Source organism: Actinomadura meyerae, assembly GCF_900188445.1.
Lineage (GTDB): Bacteria > Actinomycetota > Actinomycetes > Streptosporangiales > Streptosporangiaceae > Spirillospora > Spirillospora meyerae.
Map to the genome: position 1 here is coordinate 163,340 of NZ_FZOR01000009.1, position 16,822 is coordinate 180,161.

Here is a 16,822-nt window from a genome sequence, read left to right on the forward strand (position 1 = left end):
CCTGTGTGCTTACACTGTGACACATGACGTCGAATCGTCACAACAGGTCGGCGGCGCGGACCGCCGACGACACCGTGCTCGACGCGGCGCGCGACTGCGTGCTCGCGGTCGGCGTGCGCCGCACGACGCTGACCGACATCGCCCGCCGCGCGGGCGTGTCCCGGATGACGCTGTACCGCCGCTGGCCGGACGTCCGCACGATCGTCGCCGACCTGATGACCCGCGAGTGGACCGCGCTCGGCGCGGCGCTGCAGCCCCCCGACGACGGCCGCCCCGTCCGGTCCCGGATGGTGGACGGCCTGGTCGCGGGCGTCCGCACGTTCCGCGAGCACCCGCTGCTGCGCAAGATCATCGAGGTCGACCCGGAGCTGCTGCTGCCCTACCTGCTGGACCGCTGCGGCGCCAGCCAGCGGGCGTTCCTGGACTGGTTCGAGGAGGCGATCGCCGCCGGGCAGCGCGACGGCACGATCCGCGCCGGCCACCCCGGCCGGCAGGCCCGCGCGCTGCTACTGGTCGTCCAGTCCTTCGCGCTGTCCGCGCCGATCATGATCGACGCGGCCGATCCCGACTTCGACGCCGACGCGCTCGACGCCGAGCTCCGCCACGTCCTGGAGAGGATGCTCGCCCCATGAAGACCTCCGCACCGGACCCGCGCACGTCGCTGACCGCGGCGCGCCGGGAACGCGAACTCGCCGCCCTCCCGGACGAGGTGGTGGACGTGCTGGTCGTCGGCCTCGGCGCGACCGGCGCGGGCGCCGCGCTGGAGGCCGCGTCGCGCGGCCTGTCGGTCGCCGCCGTCGACGCGCACGACCTGGCGTTCGGCACCTCCCGGTGGAGCTCGAAGCTGATCCACGGCGGGCTGCGCTACCTCGCGTCCGGGCAGCTGGACGTCGCGCACGAGAGCGCGGTCGAGCGCGGGGCGCTGATGCGCCGCACGGCCCCGCACCTGGTGCGCGCGCTGCCGTTCGTGCTGCCGCTGACGCCGCTGGTGTCGCGCGGGCAGGCCGTGGTCGCGGGCGGCGGGATGCGCGCCGGCGACCTGCTGCGGCTCGCCGCGCGCACCCCGCGGTCGGTGCTGCCCGGCCCGCGCCGGCTGTCGGCGGTCGAGACGCTCCGGCTCGCGCCCGCGCTGCGCCCGCACGGCCTGCGCGGCGGGCTGCTGTCCTGGGACGGGCAGCTGTGCGACGACGCGCGCCTGGTCACCGCCCTCGCCAGGACCGCCGCCGGGCACGGCGCTCGTGTGCTGACCCGGTGCCGCGCCGTGCGGGTGGCGGGCGACGGCGCCGTGGTGCGCGACGAGCTGACCGGGCGGGAGTTCACCGTCCGGGCGCGGGCCGTGGTGAACGCGGCGGGCGTCTGGGCGGGCGGCCTCGTGGACGGGGTGCGGCTGCGCCCGTCGCGCGGCACCCACCTGGTGCTGCGGGCGGCGGCGCTGCGCGGCCTGTCCGCCGGGCTGCACGTCCCGATCCCGGGCGGCGCCTCCCGCTTCCTACTGGTACTGCCGCAGGGCGACGGCCGCGTCTACGTGGGGCTCACCGACGAGCCCGCAGACGGGCCGATCCCCGACGTGCCGGAACCCACCGAAGGCGAGATCGGGTTCCTGCTCGACGTGCTGGCCTCCGCGCTGGACGTCCCGGTGCGGCGCGCCGATGTCCTCGGCGCCTTCGCCGGTCTGCGGCCCCTGCTCGACCTCGGGCACGGCCGCGACACCGCCGACATCTCCCGCCGCCACGCGGTGCTGACCTCGCGGAACGGCGTGGTCACGGTCGTCGGCGGCAAGCTCACCACCTATCGGCGGATGGCGCAGGACGCCGTCGACGCGGCGGTGCGCGCCCGCGGCCTGGCCGCCGCGCCGAGCCGCACGTCCCGGCTCCCGCTGGTCGGGGCCGCCCCGCGGGCCCGGCTGGACGCGCTGGACGCGCCGTCCCGCCTCGTCCAGCGCTACGGGACGGAGGCGCCGATGCTCGCCGCGCTGGGCCGGGACGACCCGGCGCTGCTGGAGCCCGTCGTGCCGGGGCTGCCGGTGACGGGGGCGGAGCTGGTGTGGGCCGTCCGGCACGAGGGCGCTCTCGACGCCGGCGACCTGCTGGACCGCCGCACGCGGATCGGGCTCGTCGCCGCCGACCGGGAGGCCGCGCTGCCCGCCGCCGAGGCCCTGCTCCCCCGGACGGCTCCCCCGGGCACTCCCCGCGCCGCCCTGCGGTGAGCCGGGGGGACTGAGACCTCCGTCACCCCTTCCGCCGCACCCCTCCGGGTTTGGACGCGGACCGTTAGGTTACCCTTACCTAATCCATCGATGATCGGGGCGGGGGGACGAGTGACGCGGGGGAACGGCTGCGGGCACTGCCCGGGAAGCCACACGGGCGAGCGCCCGTGCCTGGCGAGCGCGACCGTGAAGGCGCGCGCCTGGCTCCTCGTCGAGCACCCCGGCCCGTGGCCCGAGAACGTCACCGACCTGCCGCGCACCGACCCGGTGGGCGCCGCCGTGCGCGCCGCGAAGAAGGCGGGCGTGCGGCCGCAGCTCATCCGGCGGCCGGGGCGCCGCCGCGCCACGCCGCCGCTCCAGGTCTACGCCGCGTTCTCGCGGGGCGCCGAGGTCTGGATGGAGGGCCGCGAGCTGGCCGGTCCGGCGGAGCTGGCCGGGCTCGACCTGGCCGCGCTCGCCGCCGGCCGGTCGCCGGGGCTCGGCCCGCGGGTGGCCGAGCCGGTACTGCTCGCCTGCACGCACGGGCGGCACAACGCCTGCTGCGCGCGCACCGGGGCGCCGCTGGCCCGTGCCCTCGCCGGGCGTTTCGACCACCGCGTATGGGAAACCACCCATGTCGGCGGTGACCGATTTGCGGCGAATTTGGTATGTCTTCCCCACGGGCTCTACTACGGCGACCTCGGCGAGACCGAGGCCATGGCGGCGGTGGAGGCCTACCTGCGCGGGGAGGTCGTCCTCGACCGGCTGCGGGGGCGGGCCGGGATGCCGGAGCCGGCCCAGGCGGCCGAGCACTTCGTCCGCGCCCGGACCGGCGTGCTCGGGGTGGACGAGGTCACCGTGGAGTCGGTGATCGGAACATCTCGGTACGAAGCGGTCGTTATGGCTCGGGAGAGCCGTTACCGGGTGGTCCTCGAGGCCGTCCAGCAGTCCGACCCCTGCGGCCCGGACTGCGGCGAGAACTTGCGAACCTATGTTGTTAGGGAACTCACCCTTCTCAACGAGGCGGCCCTCGTGTAATCTCTCTGAGGCCCCATTCGAGGGCCTCCGTGTCGCACGTCCCCAGGATTCCGGAGTAACCGGACGGGGAACAGAGCGGCAACTTCAGACGTTGGAACATTCGGCGCTTCTGACTCATGTCACCCGAAGCACGTCGAGCGTCCATGTCCCGTTTTTTGTTCGAAACCAATCAAGGTGGGTGTTCCATGGCTCAGGTACGTCGGCAGGCAAACCTCCCTCGTCCCAGCTGGGGCTGGCAGGACGCCGCGGCGTGCCGGGGGGAAGACCTCGTCCTCTTCTTCGGTCCCGACGGCGAGCGCCAGCCCGAGCGTGAGATTCGCGAGCGCAAGGCCAAGCAGATCTGCATGGGCTGCCCGGTCCGCACGGAGTGCCTGGACTACGCGGTGTCCCGGCCCGAGAAGTACGGCACGTGGGGCGGTCTCAACGAGGACGAGCGCGCGTCCGAGCGCCGTCGCCGGATGCGCCGCGCCAACGCCGCCTGACCGGGCGAGCGGGCAGGCCCAGAACGCTCCCGACGCGATCCCCGGCATGCCACCTGAAAACGTCACGGCCCCGCCCCGCGGGGCCGTTTGCGTTGCCGGGGCCGGTTCCGCCCGCGACCGGAACGGCCCGGTCGTCACATCTGCATCACAGGTGGGTTACATCGTCCCACGACATTCCATCCGGGATGCTTTTACCGCAAACGACTCCGCGATGTGACCCATTCACCGAAATTCGACGGCCGCCATTTCGGGCGCCGGGCGGGCCGGCTCACACCGGCCCGCCGCCTCCGTCCGCGGCTCCGTCCGGTCCGCCGCCCGCGCCTCCGCCGGGGCCTCCGCCGGGACCTCCGTCCGTGCCGCGCGCGGCGCGCTCCAGCCAGGCCCTCACGTCGGCATCGGTGAGCTGCTCGAAGTCGCGGTACCACTGGCCCACCGCGCGGAACTCCCACGGCGCCGCCGGGACGACGATGTCGTCCACCTCGGCCTCCAGCGCGTGCACGGTCTCCGCGGCGCCCACCGGCACCGCGAGCACCAGCCGGGACGGCCCGCGCTCGCGCATGGCCCGCACCGCGGCGCGGGCGGTGCCGCCGGTGGCGAGCCCGTCGTCCACCACGATCACGGCGCGGCCGGCGACCTCCGGCAGCGGGCGGCCGCCCCGGTAGGCCGCGACGCGGCGGTCCAGCTCGGCGCGCTCGGCCGCCACCGTGTCCGCCAGGTCGTCCTCGCGCAGCCCGAGCCGGGCCAGCAGCGCGCCGTCGAACACCGGGGAGCCGCCCTCGGCGATCGCCCCGACGCCGAGCTCCGGCTGCGGCGGGTAGCCGATCTTGCGGGTCACCAGGACGTCGAGCCGGGATCCGAGCCGCCGCGCGACCTCGTACCCGACGGGGACGCCGCCGCGCGGCAGCGCGAGGACGGCCGCGCCCGCGAGGTCCAGGGGGACGAGGCGCTCGGCGAGCACGCGGCCCGCCTCGGTGCGGTCGGTGTAGGGGAGCCGGACGGTCTCCGCCCGCTGGAAGTCCCCTCGTGCGGATCTCTTCCAGGACATGGGGACCACCCCCTTCCGGGGTGTCCCTACCCACTCACGGCGCCGCTCACGGGCCCGTGGGGCGCCCACCGGACACGGGCCGGGAACCGGTCAGGAGCCGGCGAGCCACCGCAGCGGGTTGTCGCGCAGGATCGCGCCGAGCGTCGCCTCGTCGGCGCCCGCGGCGCGCAGCGCGGGCAGGAACGCCTCGAACAGGTACCCGAAGCCCGCGCCGCCGTAGCGGCCGATCTGCGCCATCCGGGAGACGCCGGTGCTCAGCAGCACCCGGTCGGCGTGCCCGGCCTCCAGCAGGTCCAGCACGAGCCGGACGCGGGCGCCCACGGCGGCGGGGTCGCCGGCGGCGAGGCCGAGCGTGCCGAACGAGACGTAGCCGCCCATCTCGGCGATCTTGCGGTGCTGGCCGGGGTCGTCCACCCGGTCCTGCTGGCCGACGGCGACCCGGTCCGGGGCCAGCCCGGCGGAGGTGAGGATCTCCAGCTGGGCGAGCCCGGACCGGCCGTAGGTCGCGACGGACAGGCCGGAGTAGCGGGCCGCCCGCGCGGCGGCGCGCAGGCACAGCTCCTCGGTCTCGGTCGGCGACTCGCCCCAGGTGCCGATCTCGCCGATGACGCCGGGCAGGCAGTTGGTGCCGTCCATGCCGAAGCCGACCTCGGCGAGCAGCCGCTCCGCGAGCCGCTCCACGCCGGTCGGGCCGTCCGGGCCGCTCTCGGCGGCGAGGGTCTCCCGGACGAACGCCGGGTGGAACGGCTCGGTGAACACGCCCGTCCCGGCGACGACGGCCACCCGGGAGCCGGCGCTGATCCGGGCGAGCGCGGCGGCGTTGCGGCCCATGCCCGAGCAGGTGAGGTCGACCACGAGGCCGAGCCCGTGCTCCTTGCGCAGCGCGGACAGCTCCCGCTGGACGGCCTTCTCCTCGTCCAGCCAGCGGCCGGGGTCGGACTCGACCAGCTGGGGGCGCGCGGGCCAGCGCAGGTCCATCTGGAGGTGCTCGTGAGCGAGCACGGGACCGGTGATCTCGGACGTGGCGATCGTGCCGGTCACGGTCCGCAGCCGGCGGGTGTCCTCACGAGGGGTCATGCCACGCGAGGTTACGACATGTTTAACCTATTCAGAGCCCTGTTCGGGGTTGTTTTTACCCGTGGCCCCCTGATCCCGGGGCACCTGCTCGGCCTGCGCCTCCCGGACGGCGCGCGCCCGCGCGGTGTCGCCGCTCGGCCAGAGCCGGTCGATCTCGGCGTTCAGCGCGGCCCCGATCAGCACCGCGAGCGCCGCGACGTACAGCCACGCGAGCACCGCGATCGCGGCCGAGAGCGACCCGTACACCGACACCCCGCTGAGCGAGCCGGCCAGGTAGAGCCGCAGGCCCGCGCTGCCGAGGATCCAGATCAGCAGGGCCAGCACGGCACCCGGCACCTCGCGCCACCAGGACGTCCGCACCGGGACGCTCATGTGGTAGAGCAGCGCCAGGAAGACGATCGACAGGCTCACCACGACCGGCCAGTACAGCACTTCCACCGCCGGGGCGCTCTCCGGCAGCGCCTGCCGCACCAGCGCCGGCCCGGCCACCAGCAACGGGATGACGATCAGCATGACCAGCAGGCCGATGAGGTAGAGCACGAAGGCGCGCGTCCGGGTGCGGATCACCCCGCGGACCCCGGACAGCCCGTAGGAGATGGTGATCGTGTCGACGTAGACGTTCGTCGCCCGGGACCCCGCCCAGAGCGAGATCAGGTAGCCGACGGACACGATGTCGGGGCTGCCGCCGCGGATCACGTCGTCGATCAGCGGGACGACGACCGTCTCGACCGCCGGGCCCGTCAGCACCGTCTGCGCCTGCTCGATCACCCAGGAGCGGATCTCGGCCACGGTGCCGTCGCCGAACAGGCCGCGCAGGTGGCCCATCGTGCCGATCAGCCCGATGACCAGGGGCGGCAGCGACAGCAGCGCGAAGAACGCGGCCTCGGCCGCCAGGCCGGTCACCCGGTACCGGAACGCGCCGACCGCGGTGCCCTTCACGAGCAGCCAGCAGACGCGGGCGGCGGTGCGCAGGGCCGCGCGAGCGCTCGCGAGCGGATCCGGGCGCAGCCTCCACCGGGGGCCGCGCGGGTCCCGTCCGGAGTCGGAGTCCCCCGCCGAGGGGACGCCCTCGGCGTCGGAGACGGTCGTCACACCGCCCCACCGTAGAGCGTCGAGCGCCCGGAACATGTCTTCTCGCCCATTTCGGTGGTCCCCCGCGTGCATCGGCCCGGCGGTCGCGCACCGGTCGCCTCCCCCGTCCGATCGTGCGCCCACCGGCCCGCTCCCCCGTCCATGTCCTTGCCCATACCCGGTTGGACGGGGCGGAACGTCGTCCGGACCATGATCGTCCCGGTCCGGCCACGGGTCGGCGCAACCGCCCGCGCCCGGGCGTGTCAGGGGCCGGGCGGAGCCGCGCGCCGAGCACCGGGATCCATCGGTGACAATGGAGGGGTGATCTGCCGGTCCTGCCGCGAGCGCCGCCATGGGGAATGCCGTGGCGGCTCCTGGTGCGACTGCCAGCACCGGCCCCCGCCCGCGACGCCGGAGCGCGGTGCCGCGCCCGGCCGCCGCCCGTCCGGCGACGACGCCGAACCGCGGGTGAACTGGCGGAGGCAGGGGTGACGGGCCCGATGACGCATCTCACGTGTCCGTATGGCGGACGAGGCTGGACAGGCCGTGAGCGGTCGTGTCAGAGTCAAGGTATGACTGCTGCGGACCCCCTGCTGGCGAAGCGCCGGCACGTGGACTTCCTGCGCGTCCGCAGCGCGATCTGTCGGTGACGCCCCGACCACGCCCCCTGCTCAGCGGGCGCGTGGTGCATCGGCGTCACCTTTGACCTGATCCTGCTCAGCGTTGAGCCGGCCGTCCGAGCCTGCCGGTGCGCTACGCGTCCCTCACGACCACAGATGAGGACGCGCGCCGTGCCACCCGCGATCAAGCGCAAGAAGGGCGAGGGCCAATGGGCCCTCGGCTACCGCGAACCGCTCAACAAGAACGAAGAGAACAAGAAGAACGACGACGGCCTCAACGTCCGCCGCCGCATCATCGACGTCTACTCCAAGACCGGCTTCGACTCGATCGACCCCGCCGACCTGCGCGGCCGCTTCCGCTGGATGGGCCTGTACACCCAGCGCAAGCCCGGCATCGACGGCGGCAAGACCGGCGCGCTCGAGGACGAGGAGCTCGAGGACCGCTACTTCATGATGCGGGTGCGGATCGACGGGGGCCAGCTGAGCGGCCCGCAGCTTCGCACGATCGCCGACATCTCCACGCGGTACGCGCGCGGCAGCGCCGACATCACCGACCGGCAGAACGTCCAGCTGCACTGGGTGCGGATCGAGGACGTCCCGGCGATCTGGGAGGCGCTGGAGGCCGTCGGGCTGCACACCACGGAGGCGTGCGGGGACGTCCCGCGCACCATCATCGGCTGCCCGCTCGCGGGGATCGCCGCCGACGAGGTGATCGACGCGACCGCCGACCTGCGGGAGATCCACGACCGGTACATCGGCTCCCCCGAGTTCTCCAACCTGCCGCGCAAGTACAAGACGGCGCTGTCGGGGTGCACCGCGCACTGCACCGTCCACGAGATCAACGACATCGCGTTCGTCGGCGTGGTGAACGAGGCGGGCGAGACCGGCTACGCGCTGTTCGTCGGCGGCGGCCTGTCGACCAACCCGATGTTCGCGCAGAGCCTCGGCGTGTTCGTGAAGCCGGAGCAGACCAGCGAGGTCTGGCACGCGGTCACCTCGATCTTCCGCGACTACGGCTACCGGCGGCTGCGCAGCCGCGCCCGGCTGAAGTTCCTGATGAAGGACTGGGGCGCGGAGAAGTTCCGCGAGGTGCTGGAGAAGGAGTACCTCGGGTACGCGCTGCCGGACGGCCCCGAGCCCGCCGCGCCGCGCCCGCGCCGCGACCACGTGGGCATCCACCCCCAGAAGGACGGGAACTTCTACGTCGGCTTCGCCCCGCGCGTGGGCCGCGTCAGCGGCGAGATGCTCGGCGTCATCGGCGACCTCGCCGACCGCTACGGCTCGGGCCGGGTCCGCACGACCATCGAGCAGAAGATGGTCATCCTGGACGTCCCGGAGGAGAACACCGAGGCGCTCGCCGACGAGCTGGCGAAGCACGACCTGCAGGTCCGGCCGTCCACGTTCCGGCGGCAGACGATGGCGTGCACGGGCATCGAGTACTGCAAGCTCGCGATCGTCGACACCAAGCAGCGCGCCATGGACCTGATCGACGAGCTGGAGAAGCGGCTCCCCGACTTCGACCAGCCGCTGACGATCAACGTCAACGGCTGCCCGAACGCCTGCGCCCGCATCCAGGTCGCCGACATCGGCCTCAAGGGTCAGCTGGTCGTGGACGAGAACGGCGACCAGGTCGAGGGCTTCCAGATCCATCTGGGCGGCCAGCTCGGCGCGTCCTTCGGCAAGAAGGTGCGCGGGCTGAAGACCACCTCGGCCGGGCTCACCGACTACGTCGAGCGGGTCGTCCGCAAGTTCGACGCGCAGCGCACCGAGGGCGAGACGTTCGCCGAGTGGGTGCGGCGCGCCGACGACGCCGACCTGAAGTAGGGAGCCGAGTCCCGATGAGCGAGCGCATGGCGCCGTTCTACTGCCCGTACTGCGGCGAGGAGAGCCTGGAACCGCGCGCCCCCGAGGATCTCCCCGGGGGGCATGGGGGGTCGTCCCCCCAGCGTGACACGCACGGTTCCTGGTTCTGCCCCGACTGCCTCCGATCCTTCACGTTGAAGTTCCTCGGTGTCGGAGTCCCCGGCACCGCGAGCAAGGAGACCCCTCGGTGACGCTCCTGGAGACCGACAGACCGACCCTCGACCTCGAAGACGTCGTCGAGTCCGCCGCCGCCGCCCTGGAGGGCGCGCCCACGCTGGAGGTCATCCGCTGGGCCGCCGCCACCTTCGGCGACCGCATCTGCCTCACCTCGTCCATGTCGGACGCGGCGCTGATCCACCTCGTGTCGAAGGTGAAGCCCGGCATCGACGTGCTGTTCGTCGACACCGGCTACCACTTCGCCGAGACGATCGGCACGCGCGACGCGGTCGAGGCCGTGTACCCGGTGAACGTCATCAACGTCACCCCGTCCCGCACGGTCGAGGAGCAGGAGGCCGCGCTCGGCCCCCGGCTGTTCGGCCGCAACCCCGACCTGTGCTGCCACCTGCGCAAGGTGGAGCCGCTCGGCCGCGCGCTGGAGGGCTACATGGCCTGGTTCAGCGGCATCCGCCGGGACGAGACCGCGAGCCGCCGCGACCGGAAGGTCGTCGAGTGGGACCGCAAGCGCGGCATGGTCAAGGTCAACCCGATCCTCGACTGGTCCCAGGAGGACATGGACAACTACATCGAGGACAACGGGGTGCTGGTCAACCCGCTGCACTACGACGGCTACCCCTCGATCGGCTGCGCGCCGTGCACCCGCCCGGTCGCGCCCGGCGAGGACCCGCGCAGCGGCCGGTGGGCCGGGCTGGGCAAGACCGAGTGCGGCATCCACCTGTGACCGCTCCCCCGATGGTCGCGGTCGCGCACGGGAGCAGGGACCCGCGCGCCGCGGCGACCGTCGCCGCGCTGCTGGGCGCCGTCCGGGCGCGCCGCCCGGACGTGCCCGCGCACGCGGCGTTCCTCGACCACGGGCCGCCCGCGCCCGACCGGGTGCTGGACGGCCTGGCCCGGGACGGCGCGGACGCGGCCGTCGTGCTGCCGCTGCTGCTCACCGCCGCCTACCACAGCAAGACCGACATCCCGGGCGTCCTGAACCGGGTGCGGGCCCTGCATCCTCGCCTGGCGCTGCGGACGGCCGCGACGTTGGGCCCCCACCCGCTGCTCATGGACGCCCTGGAGCGCCGCCTGCGGGAGGCCGGCGTCGAGCCCGGCGACCCGGACACGGCGGTCGTGCTCGTCTCTGCGGGCTCCAGCGACGCGTCCGCGAACGTGACGATCGCCCGGCTCGCCCGCCGCTGGCGCGCGCGCGGATGGCGGGACGCCGTCCCCGCCTACGCGTCGGCGGCCGGCCCGAAGCCGGGCGAGGCCGTGGCGGCGCTGCGCGAGGCGGGCGCCCCGCGGGTGGCGGTGGCGTCCTACTTCCTGGCGCCGGGCTACTTCGCCGACAAGGTCCGCACGCAGACCCTGGCCGCCGGCGCCGACGCGGTCTCCCCGGTGCTCGGCGCGGCCCCGGAGGTCGCGGACCTGATCGTCCACCGCTACGACGAGGCGCTGGAGAGCGCGGGCCGGGCCGCCGCCGGGTAGACGTTCGGGCGCCGCCCACCCGGGTATGCGGGCCGCCATGGAACGCGACGACTCCGGCCACGAGCCCCACGAGACGCACGACCGCGACTTCGCACCGGTGAACCGGCGCTCCGACGCCCGCGGCCGCACCGCGCCCCCGTCCACCCCCGAGCCGGGCGGGGAGGAGACCGGCGGCACGGGCGCGCCCGGCGTCCGCTACGGGCATCCCGACACGCTCCCGCCGGACGAGGCGGGCGTCGAGGAGGCCGAGCGGCACGACGACAGCCGCTGACGCGGGCTACCCGCGGTTCTGCCACCAGTCGGTGATGGCGCGGCGGACGGGCGCGTGGTGCTCGTCATCGACGATCTTGATGTCGCCCATCACCACCGTCGCGGTGACGCGGACGACCGGGACCCGCGCCCCCGGGTGCGGGTCGCGGACGTTGACCTTGCGGTCGCCGAGGAAGTTGTGGCCGGTCAGCTCGACGCTGACGCCGTCCGGGACGATGATCTTGACGTCGCCCATCACGGCGGTCGCCGAGATCCGGACCTCGCCGGTCGGCACCTGCGCGCCGCGCAGGTCGAGCTCGACGTCGCCCATCACCGACACCGCCTCCAGCGGCCCGTCGATGCGGCCGACGATGCGCTCCTTGCAGTCCCCCATGACGGCGCTGAACCTGCGCTTGACCTGCGGCGGCGCGGGGTTGGCGCCGGGCGCGCCCATGCCGGGCAGGTCGGCGGTGATCCCTTCGAGGTCGCCGCGGCTGACGGCCGCGTAGGCGGCCTCGGTGCGCTCGGTCAGCTCCTCGAAGGTGAGCCGTCCCTCCACGGACGCGACCCGCAGCCGCTCGACGACCGCCTCGCGCTCGGCGTCGGACGCCCGGACCGCCTCGGGCGCGCTCCTCGCGTCGAGCGCGTCGGGCACGGGGTGGGCGTCCTGCCGCCGGGCCGCCGGGCGGCTCGGGCAGGGCCGCTCAGGCTGCGGACTGGACTGGCTCATGTTTCCGAAGGTATGCCCCCGGCGTGGCGCGACAATCCGCCGGGGGGACGAGATCGTCCCACCACTTCAGGAGGATGGACTCTCCACCGCGGTCCGGGCACCATTTCCGGCGCGCCGAACGAGGTTCTGTATCCTGCGGGCGTGGACACGCACGAGGTCGTCAACCAGGTGCCCCCGCTCACCGGGCACGACGTCGCCGACGAGCCCGCCCTGCTGGACGGGCTGGCCCGCGAGGGCGCCGGCTGGGCCGAGCCCGAGGTGCGCGAGCTGGGACGCCTCGCGGGCACCGAGGAGGCCCAGGAGTGGGGCCGGCTCGCGAACGAGAACCCGCCGATCCTGCGGACCCACGACCGGTACGGGCACCGGATCGACGAGGTCGAGTTCCACCCGGCCTGGCACGAGCTGATGACCGTCGCGGTCACGCACGGCCTGCACGGCTCCCCCTGGGCCGACCCCCGCGAGGGCGCCCATGTCGCCCGTGCCGCGAAGTTCTACACCTGGCGCGTCGACGCCGGGCACGGCTGCCCCATCTCCATGACCTACGCGGCCGTCCCCGCGCTGCGCCAGGCCCCGGACCTCGCCGCGCAGTACGAGCCGCTCCTCGCCAAGCGCGAGTACGACTACGGCCTGCGCGCCCCCCTCACCAAGAACGCGCTGCTCGCCGGCATGTCGATGACGGAGAAGCAGGGCGGCTCGGACGTCCGCGCCAACACCACCAGGGCCACCCCCGCCGCCGACGGCACGTACCGCCTGGTGGGCCACAAGTGGTTCACCAGCGCCCCGATGTGCGACGTGTTCCTCACCCTCGCGCATGCGCCGGGCGGGCTGACCTGCTTCCTCGTCCCCCGCGTCCTGCCGGACGGGACCCTGAACCCGCTGCGCCTGATGCGGCTGAAGGACAAGCTCGGCAACCGGTCCAACGCGTCCTCCGAGGTCGAGTACGCCGACGCGGTCGCCTGGCGGGTCGGCGACGAGGGCCGCGGCGTCCGCACCATCATCGAGATGGTCAACATGACCCGGCTCGACTGCGTGATCGGCGCCGCGGCGGGGATGCGGCACGGCGTCACCACCGCCGCGCACCACGCCGCCCACCGCAAGGCGTTCGGCCGCTACCTGATCGATCAGCCGCTGATGCGCAACGTCCTCGCCGACCTCGCGATCGAGTCGGAGGCCGCCACCGTCACCATGCTGCGCCTCGCCGGCGCCACCGACCGCTCGGTGCGCGGCGACGCCGCCGAGACGGCCTTCAAGCGCCTCGCCCTCGCCGTCAGCAAGTACTGGATCTGCAAGCGCTGGCCGGCGCACGCCGCCGAGTCCCTGGAGTGCCTGGGCGGCAACGGCTACGTCGAGGAATCCGGCATGCCGCGCCTGTTCCGGGAGTCCCCGCTGAACTCCATCTGGGAGGGCTCCGGCAACGTCGCGGCCCTGGACGTCCTGCGGGCGATGGCCAAGGAGCCGCAGACCGTCGAGGCGTTCTTCACCGAGATCGACCGCGCCGCCGGTGCCGACGCCCGCCTCGACGCGGCCGTACGCGAACTCAAGACCTCTCTCGGCGACCTGGAGACCATCGAACTGCGCGCCCGCCGCATCGTCGAGCGCATGGCACTGGCCCTGCAGGCGTCCCTGCTCGTCCGGCACGGCCACCCGGCCGTCGCCGACGCCTTCTGCGCCACCCGCCTGGCCGGCGACTGGGGCACCGCCTTCGGCACCCTCCCCCCGGGAGCCGACCTCGCCCCCATCATCGAACGCGCCACCCCGAAACTCGGCTGACCGCGCCACTGCCTCGCACCAGCCGCGTCCAAAGGCTTCCGGTGTCAGCCGGTGAGGTCGGCGTCGTGGGCGAGCAGGGCGACCTGGGTACGGTTGTTGAGATCGAGTTTGGTGAATATGCGGGAGATGTGGGCTTTCACGGTGGCCACGCTCATGAACAACTCGCCCGCGATCTCGGCATTGGACTTGCCCTGCCCGACGGCGATGGCGACCTCGCGTTCGCGTTCGCTGAGCTGACCCAGTGCGTTGGCGGCGTGCCGTCGCCGGGCGGCGGCGCCGGTGTCGCCGAGGTGGGAGATGAGCTTCCGGGTGACGGCCGGCGACAGGACGGGTTCGCCGGCCGCGACCCGCGCGATGGCGCGCAGGATCTCGGCGGGTGGCGTGTGTTTGAGCAGGAACCCGCCGGCCCCGGCCCGCAGGGCGCGCAGGACGTACTCGTCGGCGTCGAAGGTGGTCAGGACGATGACCTCGGGTGGGTCGGGTCGGGCCCGGAGGCGTTCGGTGGCGGCGAGGCCGTCGAGGGTGGGCATGCGGATGTCCATCAGCACCACGTCCGGGGCGCATGCGTCGACGGCGGCGGCCACTTCGCTCCCGTCGCCGGCCTCGCCCACCACGGCGATGTCCGGCGAGCCGCCGATGACCATGGTGAGGCCGGCCCGCACGAGCGGGTCGTCGTCCACGATGAGGACCCGCAGCGGTGCGTTCACGTTGCGCTCCTTGTCCGTGCTCGCCTGGGCCGGAGGCCCGTCCCGACCGCGATCAGGGGGGAGGCCACGGTATCCAGGCACTGAGCCGGAAGTCACCGGCGGAGGTGGGGCCGTGTTCGAGGCGTCCGCCGGCGAGGGCGGCCCGTTCGGTGAGCCCGATGAGGCCGAGGCCGGCGCCGGGGATGCCTGCGGGGCCGGTCTCGGCCGGGTACGGGTTGCGGATCTCGACGGTCACGCCGTCGCCCGGGGCCGCCCGGACGGTGACGGACACCTCGCCGCCGGGGGCGTGCTTGCGGGCGTTGGTCAGCCCTTCCTGCACGATCCGGTACGCGCTGCGCCCCACACCGGCCGGTACGGCGGAGGGCGCGTCGGTCTGCCAGTCGAGCCGTACCCGCATCCCGGCGCGCCGCGACTGGTCGACGAGGTCGGGGAGGTCGGCCAGGGTGGGCTGCGGCCGTTCCGGCGTCCCGTCCGACCGGTCGGCACCGGTGCGGAGGACGCCGATCACCTCCCGAAGGTCCTCCAGCGCCCGGTAGGCGCTCTCGCGGACCACCCCGGCGGCACGGGCGACCTCCTCGGGCGGGGCGTCGGGGCGCAGCTCCAGCGCCCCGGCGTGCAGGCTCAGCAGGGACAGGCGGTGGGCGAGCACGTCGTGCATCTCCCGGGCGATCCGGTCGCGTTCGCCCTGGCGGGCTTCGGCGACGCGCAGTTCCTGTTCGGCCTCGACCCGCCCGGCCCGCTCCCGCAGCGACTGGCGCCGGGCCCGTACGAACATGCCCCAGGCGAGCACCGCGGCCCCGAGGACGACGCCCAGCACGATCTCCGCCGGGGACCCCACCGGGACGTCGGGCCGGACCAGCAGCGTCAGGAACGGTACGAGCGCGTACCCGGCCACGATCGGGGCGACCACCGCGAAGCGCCGGTGCGCCGCGACGGTGAACAGCGCGACGAGCGCCGCACCCGCCGCCGACGTCGAATAGACGCTGACCAGACCCACGACCGCGGCCAAGCCGACCGGCCGACGCCGACGCAGCCACACCCCCAGACTGCACAGGCCGCCGAGGACGAGGTCGACGGTGAGCGGGACCGGTGCGATGTGTTGCGCGATGCCGTCGCCCAGGGTGAGCGCCATGAGCCCGACGGCCAGCAGGAAACACGCGGCGTCGGCCACCCGGCCGCGAATCGTGCGCCCGGCCGGGCGTCGCGGACCGTGGTCGGCATCGCTGGTCGCGCCCGCCGGTCGCGGACTCCGATCCTGCGGGTCCGCCGGGACCATCATGATCGAAGGGTACGGCCGGGCCGGGCCCCGCGGCATCCGACCAAAGTCGATCCCGCGGCGTAGACCTTGGGCCCGCCACCATCGACCCGGGCTCGTAGCGGCGTATCCGGCCACTCCAGCAATCTGGTCCGCATCACCGGAATGCCGACCATTCCTGCGTAGGAGTGAGAGATGAGATCACCGCATGACCCCGCCACCGCGCACGTGCCCGTGAGCGCGGCAGCGGCAATGACGGGACCTGCCCCGACCCGAGCGCTCCGGGAGCGGGTCGTGGGCGCGACGGCGATCGCGCTGGCGGCGTCGGTGGCGATCCAGAACGCGGTGGTGGTCTGGGCCGGAGCGCCGGACTACGGGGCCCCGATCAAGGAGGTGCTCGCCTTCCACGCGGAGCACCGGGTCGCGGTCGCGATCGCGGTCGGCCTGGAGGCGCTGAACCTGCCGCTGCTGCTCGGGTTCCTGACCGGGCTCCACGGGCTCATCGAGCGCCGCGGGCGTGCGGGCGCGGACTGGTCGCGCCTCGCGGTGGCCGCGGGCGCGACCCTCTCGGCGGTCCTCGCGCTCTACGCCGTCCTGTGGAACGGTGCCGTGCTGTCCGCCGGCGAGCTCGCCGAGCCGAGCCCGGAGTTCGAGCTCGCCTGGCGATCGCACGCGGCGGCCTTCGCGCTGGCGCTGCCGGCACTCGGCACCACGTTCGTCGGCGCCGCGCTGGCGGCGCATGCGAGCCGGCTGACGCCGCCGTGGCAGCGTCCGCTCGCGGTGGCCGCCGGAGGCCTGCTGCTCGCCGCCGGGACGGCCAGCCTCGCGATCGCGGACGGCTCACGGCTCCTCTTCGTGGGGATGCCCGGCTACGCCGCCTGGCTCGTGTGGCTGCTCGCGACCGGCGTATGGCTGGTGCGCGCTCGCACGGCCGACCGTCCTGAATCGTGAGGGCTCCGTAGTCCTGCGCAGCACGTCCTCTGCTTCAAACTCGGCTGGTGCTGGGAACGCAACCCCCCACACCTGGCTCGGAATGGCCTCCGCCGCCCACCGCGACAGCGTTTGAGAGGCACAGGAGCCAGGTAG

Annotated in this window: 16 protein-coding genes; 10 read left to right on the plus strand and 6 right to left on the minus strand. The window is 74.1% G+C overall.

Annotation, left to right across the window (positions count from 1 at the left end; all coding sequences use genetic code 11):
- The first annotated feature begins 23 nt into the window (after positions 1-23).
- The 4 genes from CHF16_RS12465 to CHF16_RS12480 all read left to right on the plus strand — a co-directional run bounded on the left by CHF16_RS12465 (position 24) and on the right by CHF16_RS12480 (position 3,705).
- Positions 24-632, plus strand: a complete 609-nt coding sequence (locus tag CHF16_RS12465; protein ID WP_089326146.1) for a TetR/AcrR family transcriptional regulator — start codon at positions 24-26, stop codon at positions 630-632.
- A complete protein-coding gene (locus CHF16_RS12470) occupies positions 629-2,206 on the plus strand; it encodes a glycerol-3-phosphate dehydrogenase/oxidase (RefSeq protein ID WP_089326147.1) in 1,578 nt (525 codons plus the stop codon). Before CHF16_RS12465 ends, CHF16_RS12470 begins: the two co-directional genes overlap by 4 nt.
- Positions 2,207-2,317: 111 nt before the next feature.
- A complete protein-coding gene (locus tag CHF16_RS12475; protein ID WP_089326148.1) occupies positions 2,318-3,223 on the plus strand; it encodes a ferredoxin family protein in 906 nt (301 codons plus the stop codon).
- A gap of 185 nt (positions 3,224-3,408) precedes the next feature.
- A complete protein-coding gene (locus CHF16_RS12480; protein WP_021600082.1) occupies positions 3,409-3,705 on the plus strand; it encodes a WhiB family transcriptional regulator in 297 nt (98 codons plus the stop codon).
- 268 nt (positions 3,706-3,973) lie between these two features.
- On the opposite strand, the gene CHF16_RS12485 is transcribed toward CHF16_RS12480, so the two are convergent.
- From CHF16_RS12485 to CHF16_RS40235, 3 genes are all read right to left on the minus strand, one after another.
- Complete coding sequence (locus tag CHF16_RS12485; protein WP_089326149.1) at positions 3,974-4,750, minus strand: phosphoribosyltransferase; 777 nt, start codon at positions 4,748-4,750, stop codon at positions 3,974-3,976.
- Between the two features lie 90 nt (positions 4,751-4,840).
- Positions 4,841-5,827, minus strand: coding sequence for a phosphotriesterase family protein (locus CHF16_RS40230; protein WP_179271498.1), 987 nt, complete (start codon positions 5,825-5,827; stop codon positions 4,841-4,843).
- Between the two features lie 27 nt (positions 5,828-5,854).
- Positions 5,855-6,919: a YihY/virulence factor BrkB family protein gene (locus CHF16_RS40235; protein WP_245868411.1), complete on the minus strand. Its 1,065-nt coding sequence runs from the start codon at positions 6,917-6,919 to the stop codon at positions 5,855-5,857.
- A 755-nt stretch (positions 6,920-7,674) separates the two neighbouring features.
- Between CHF16_RS40235 and CHF16_RS12495 the strand changes: the two genes are divergently transcribed.
- From CHF16_RS12495 to CHF16_RS12515, 4 genes are all read left to right on the plus strand, one after another.
- On the plus strand, positions 7,675-9,342 hold the full coding sequence (locus tag CHF16_RS12495) for a nitrite/sulfite reductase (protein ID WP_179271500.1): 1,668 nt from the start codon (positions 7,675-7,677) through the stop codon (positions 9,340-9,342).
- A gap of 226 nt (positions 9,343-9,568) precedes the next feature.
- Complete coding sequence (locus tag CHF16_RS12505; RefSeq protein ID WP_089326152.1) at positions 9,569-10,279, plus strand: phosphoadenylyl-sulfate reductase; 711 nt, start codon at positions 9,569-9,571, stop codon at positions 10,277-10,279.
- A gap of 11 nt (positions 10,280-10,290) precedes the next feature.
- Positions 10,291-11,025 carry a sirohydrochlorin chelatase gene (locus CHF16_RS12510; RefSeq protein ID WP_089326153.1) on the plus strand — a complete coding sequence of 245 codons (735 nt, stop codon included), beginning with the start codon at positions 10,291-10,293 and terminating at the stop codon, positions 11,023-11,025.
- Between the two features lie 37 nt (positions 11,026-11,062).
- Positions 11,063-11,296 carry a hypothetical protein gene (locus CHF16_RS12515; RefSeq protein ID WP_143227957.1) on the plus strand — a complete coding sequence of 78 codons (234 nt, stop codon included), beginning with the start codon at positions 11,063-11,065 and terminating at the stop codon, positions 11,294-11,296.
- 6 nt (positions 11,297-11,302) lie between these two features.
- Here CHF16_RS12515 and CHF16_RS12520 read toward each other — a convergent pair whose 3' ends face one another.
- Positions 11,303-12,004 (minus strand): DUF1707 domain-containing protein, encoded by a 702-nt coding sequence (locus tag CHF16_RS12520; protein WP_089326155.1) that lies wholly within the window; start codon positions 12,002-12,004, stop codon positions 11,303-11,305.
- A gap of 141 nt (positions 12,005-12,145) precedes the next feature.
- Here CHF16_RS12520 and CHF16_RS12525 point away from each other — a divergent pair, with 141 nt between their 5' ends.
- Complete coding sequence (locus tag CHF16_RS12525) at positions 12,146-13,774, plus strand: acyl-CoA dehydrogenase family protein (RefSeq protein ID WP_089326156.1); 1,629 nt, start codon at positions 12,146-12,148, stop codon at positions 13,772-13,774.
- Positions 13,775-13,818: 44 nt separating this feature from the next.
- Here the strand turns inward: CHF16_RS12525 and CHF16_RS12530 are convergent, their stop codons facing one another.
- Positions 13,819-14,481 carry a response regulator gene (locus tag CHF16_RS12530; protein ID WP_089326157.1) on the minus strand — a complete coding sequence of 221 codons (663 nt, stop codon included), beginning with the start codon at positions 14,479-14,481 and terminating at the stop codon, positions 13,819-13,821.
- A gap of 52 nt (positions 14,482-14,533) precedes the next feature.
- Positions 14,534-15,652, minus strand: a complete 1,119-nt coding sequence (locus tag CHF16_RS12535) for a sensor histidine kinase (RefSeq protein WP_245868413.1) — start codon at positions 15,650-15,652, stop codon at positions 14,534-14,536.
- Positions 15,653-16,030: 378 nt separating this feature from the next.
- Between CHF16_RS12535 and CHF16_RS12540 the strand changes: the two genes are divergently transcribed.
- Complete coding sequence (locus CHF16_RS12540) at positions 16,031-16,687, plus strand: hypothetical protein (RefSeq protein ID WP_218826640.1); 657 nt, start codon at positions 16,031-16,033, stop codon at positions 16,685-16,687.
- Positions 16,688-16,822 lie beyond the last annotated feature (135 nt).

Coding starts and splice junctions, on each gene's coding strand:
- CHF16_RS12465 (WP_089326146.1), top strand. CDS start 24: ATGACGTCGAATCGTCACAACAGGTCGGCGGCGCGGACCGCCGACGAC.
- CHF16_RS12470 (WP_089326147.1), top strand. CDS start 629: ATGAAGACCTCCGCACCGGACCCGCGCACGTCGCTGACCGCGGCGCGC.
- CHF16_RS12480 (WP_021600082.1), top strand. CDS start 3,409: ATGGCTCAGGTACGTCGGCAGGCAAACCTCCCTCGTCCCAGCTGGGGC.
- CHF16_RS12485 (WP_089326149.1), bottom strand. CDS start 4,750: ATGTCCTGGAAGAGATCCGCACGAGGGGACTTCCAGCGGGCGGAGACC.
- CHF16_RS40230 (WP_179271498.1), bottom strand. CDS start 5,827: ATGACCCCTCGTGAGGACACCCGCCGGCTGCGGACCGTGACCGGCACG.
- CHF16_RS12495 (WP_179271500.1), top strand. CDS start 7,675: ATGAGGACGCGCGCCGTGCCACCCGCGATCAAGCGCAAGAAGGGCGAG.
- CHF16_RS12510 (WP_089326153.1), top strand. CDS start 10,291: ATGGTCGCGGTCGCGCACGGGAGCAGGGACCCGCGCGCCGCGGCGACC.
- CHF16_RS12515 (WP_143227957.1), top strand. CDS start 11,063: ATGGAACGCGACGACTCCGGCCACGAGCCCCACGAGACGCACGACCGC.
- CHF16_RS12520 (WP_089326155.1), bottom strand. CDS start 12,004: ATGAGCCAGTCCAGTCCGCAGCCTGAGCGGCCCTGCCCGAGCCGCCCG.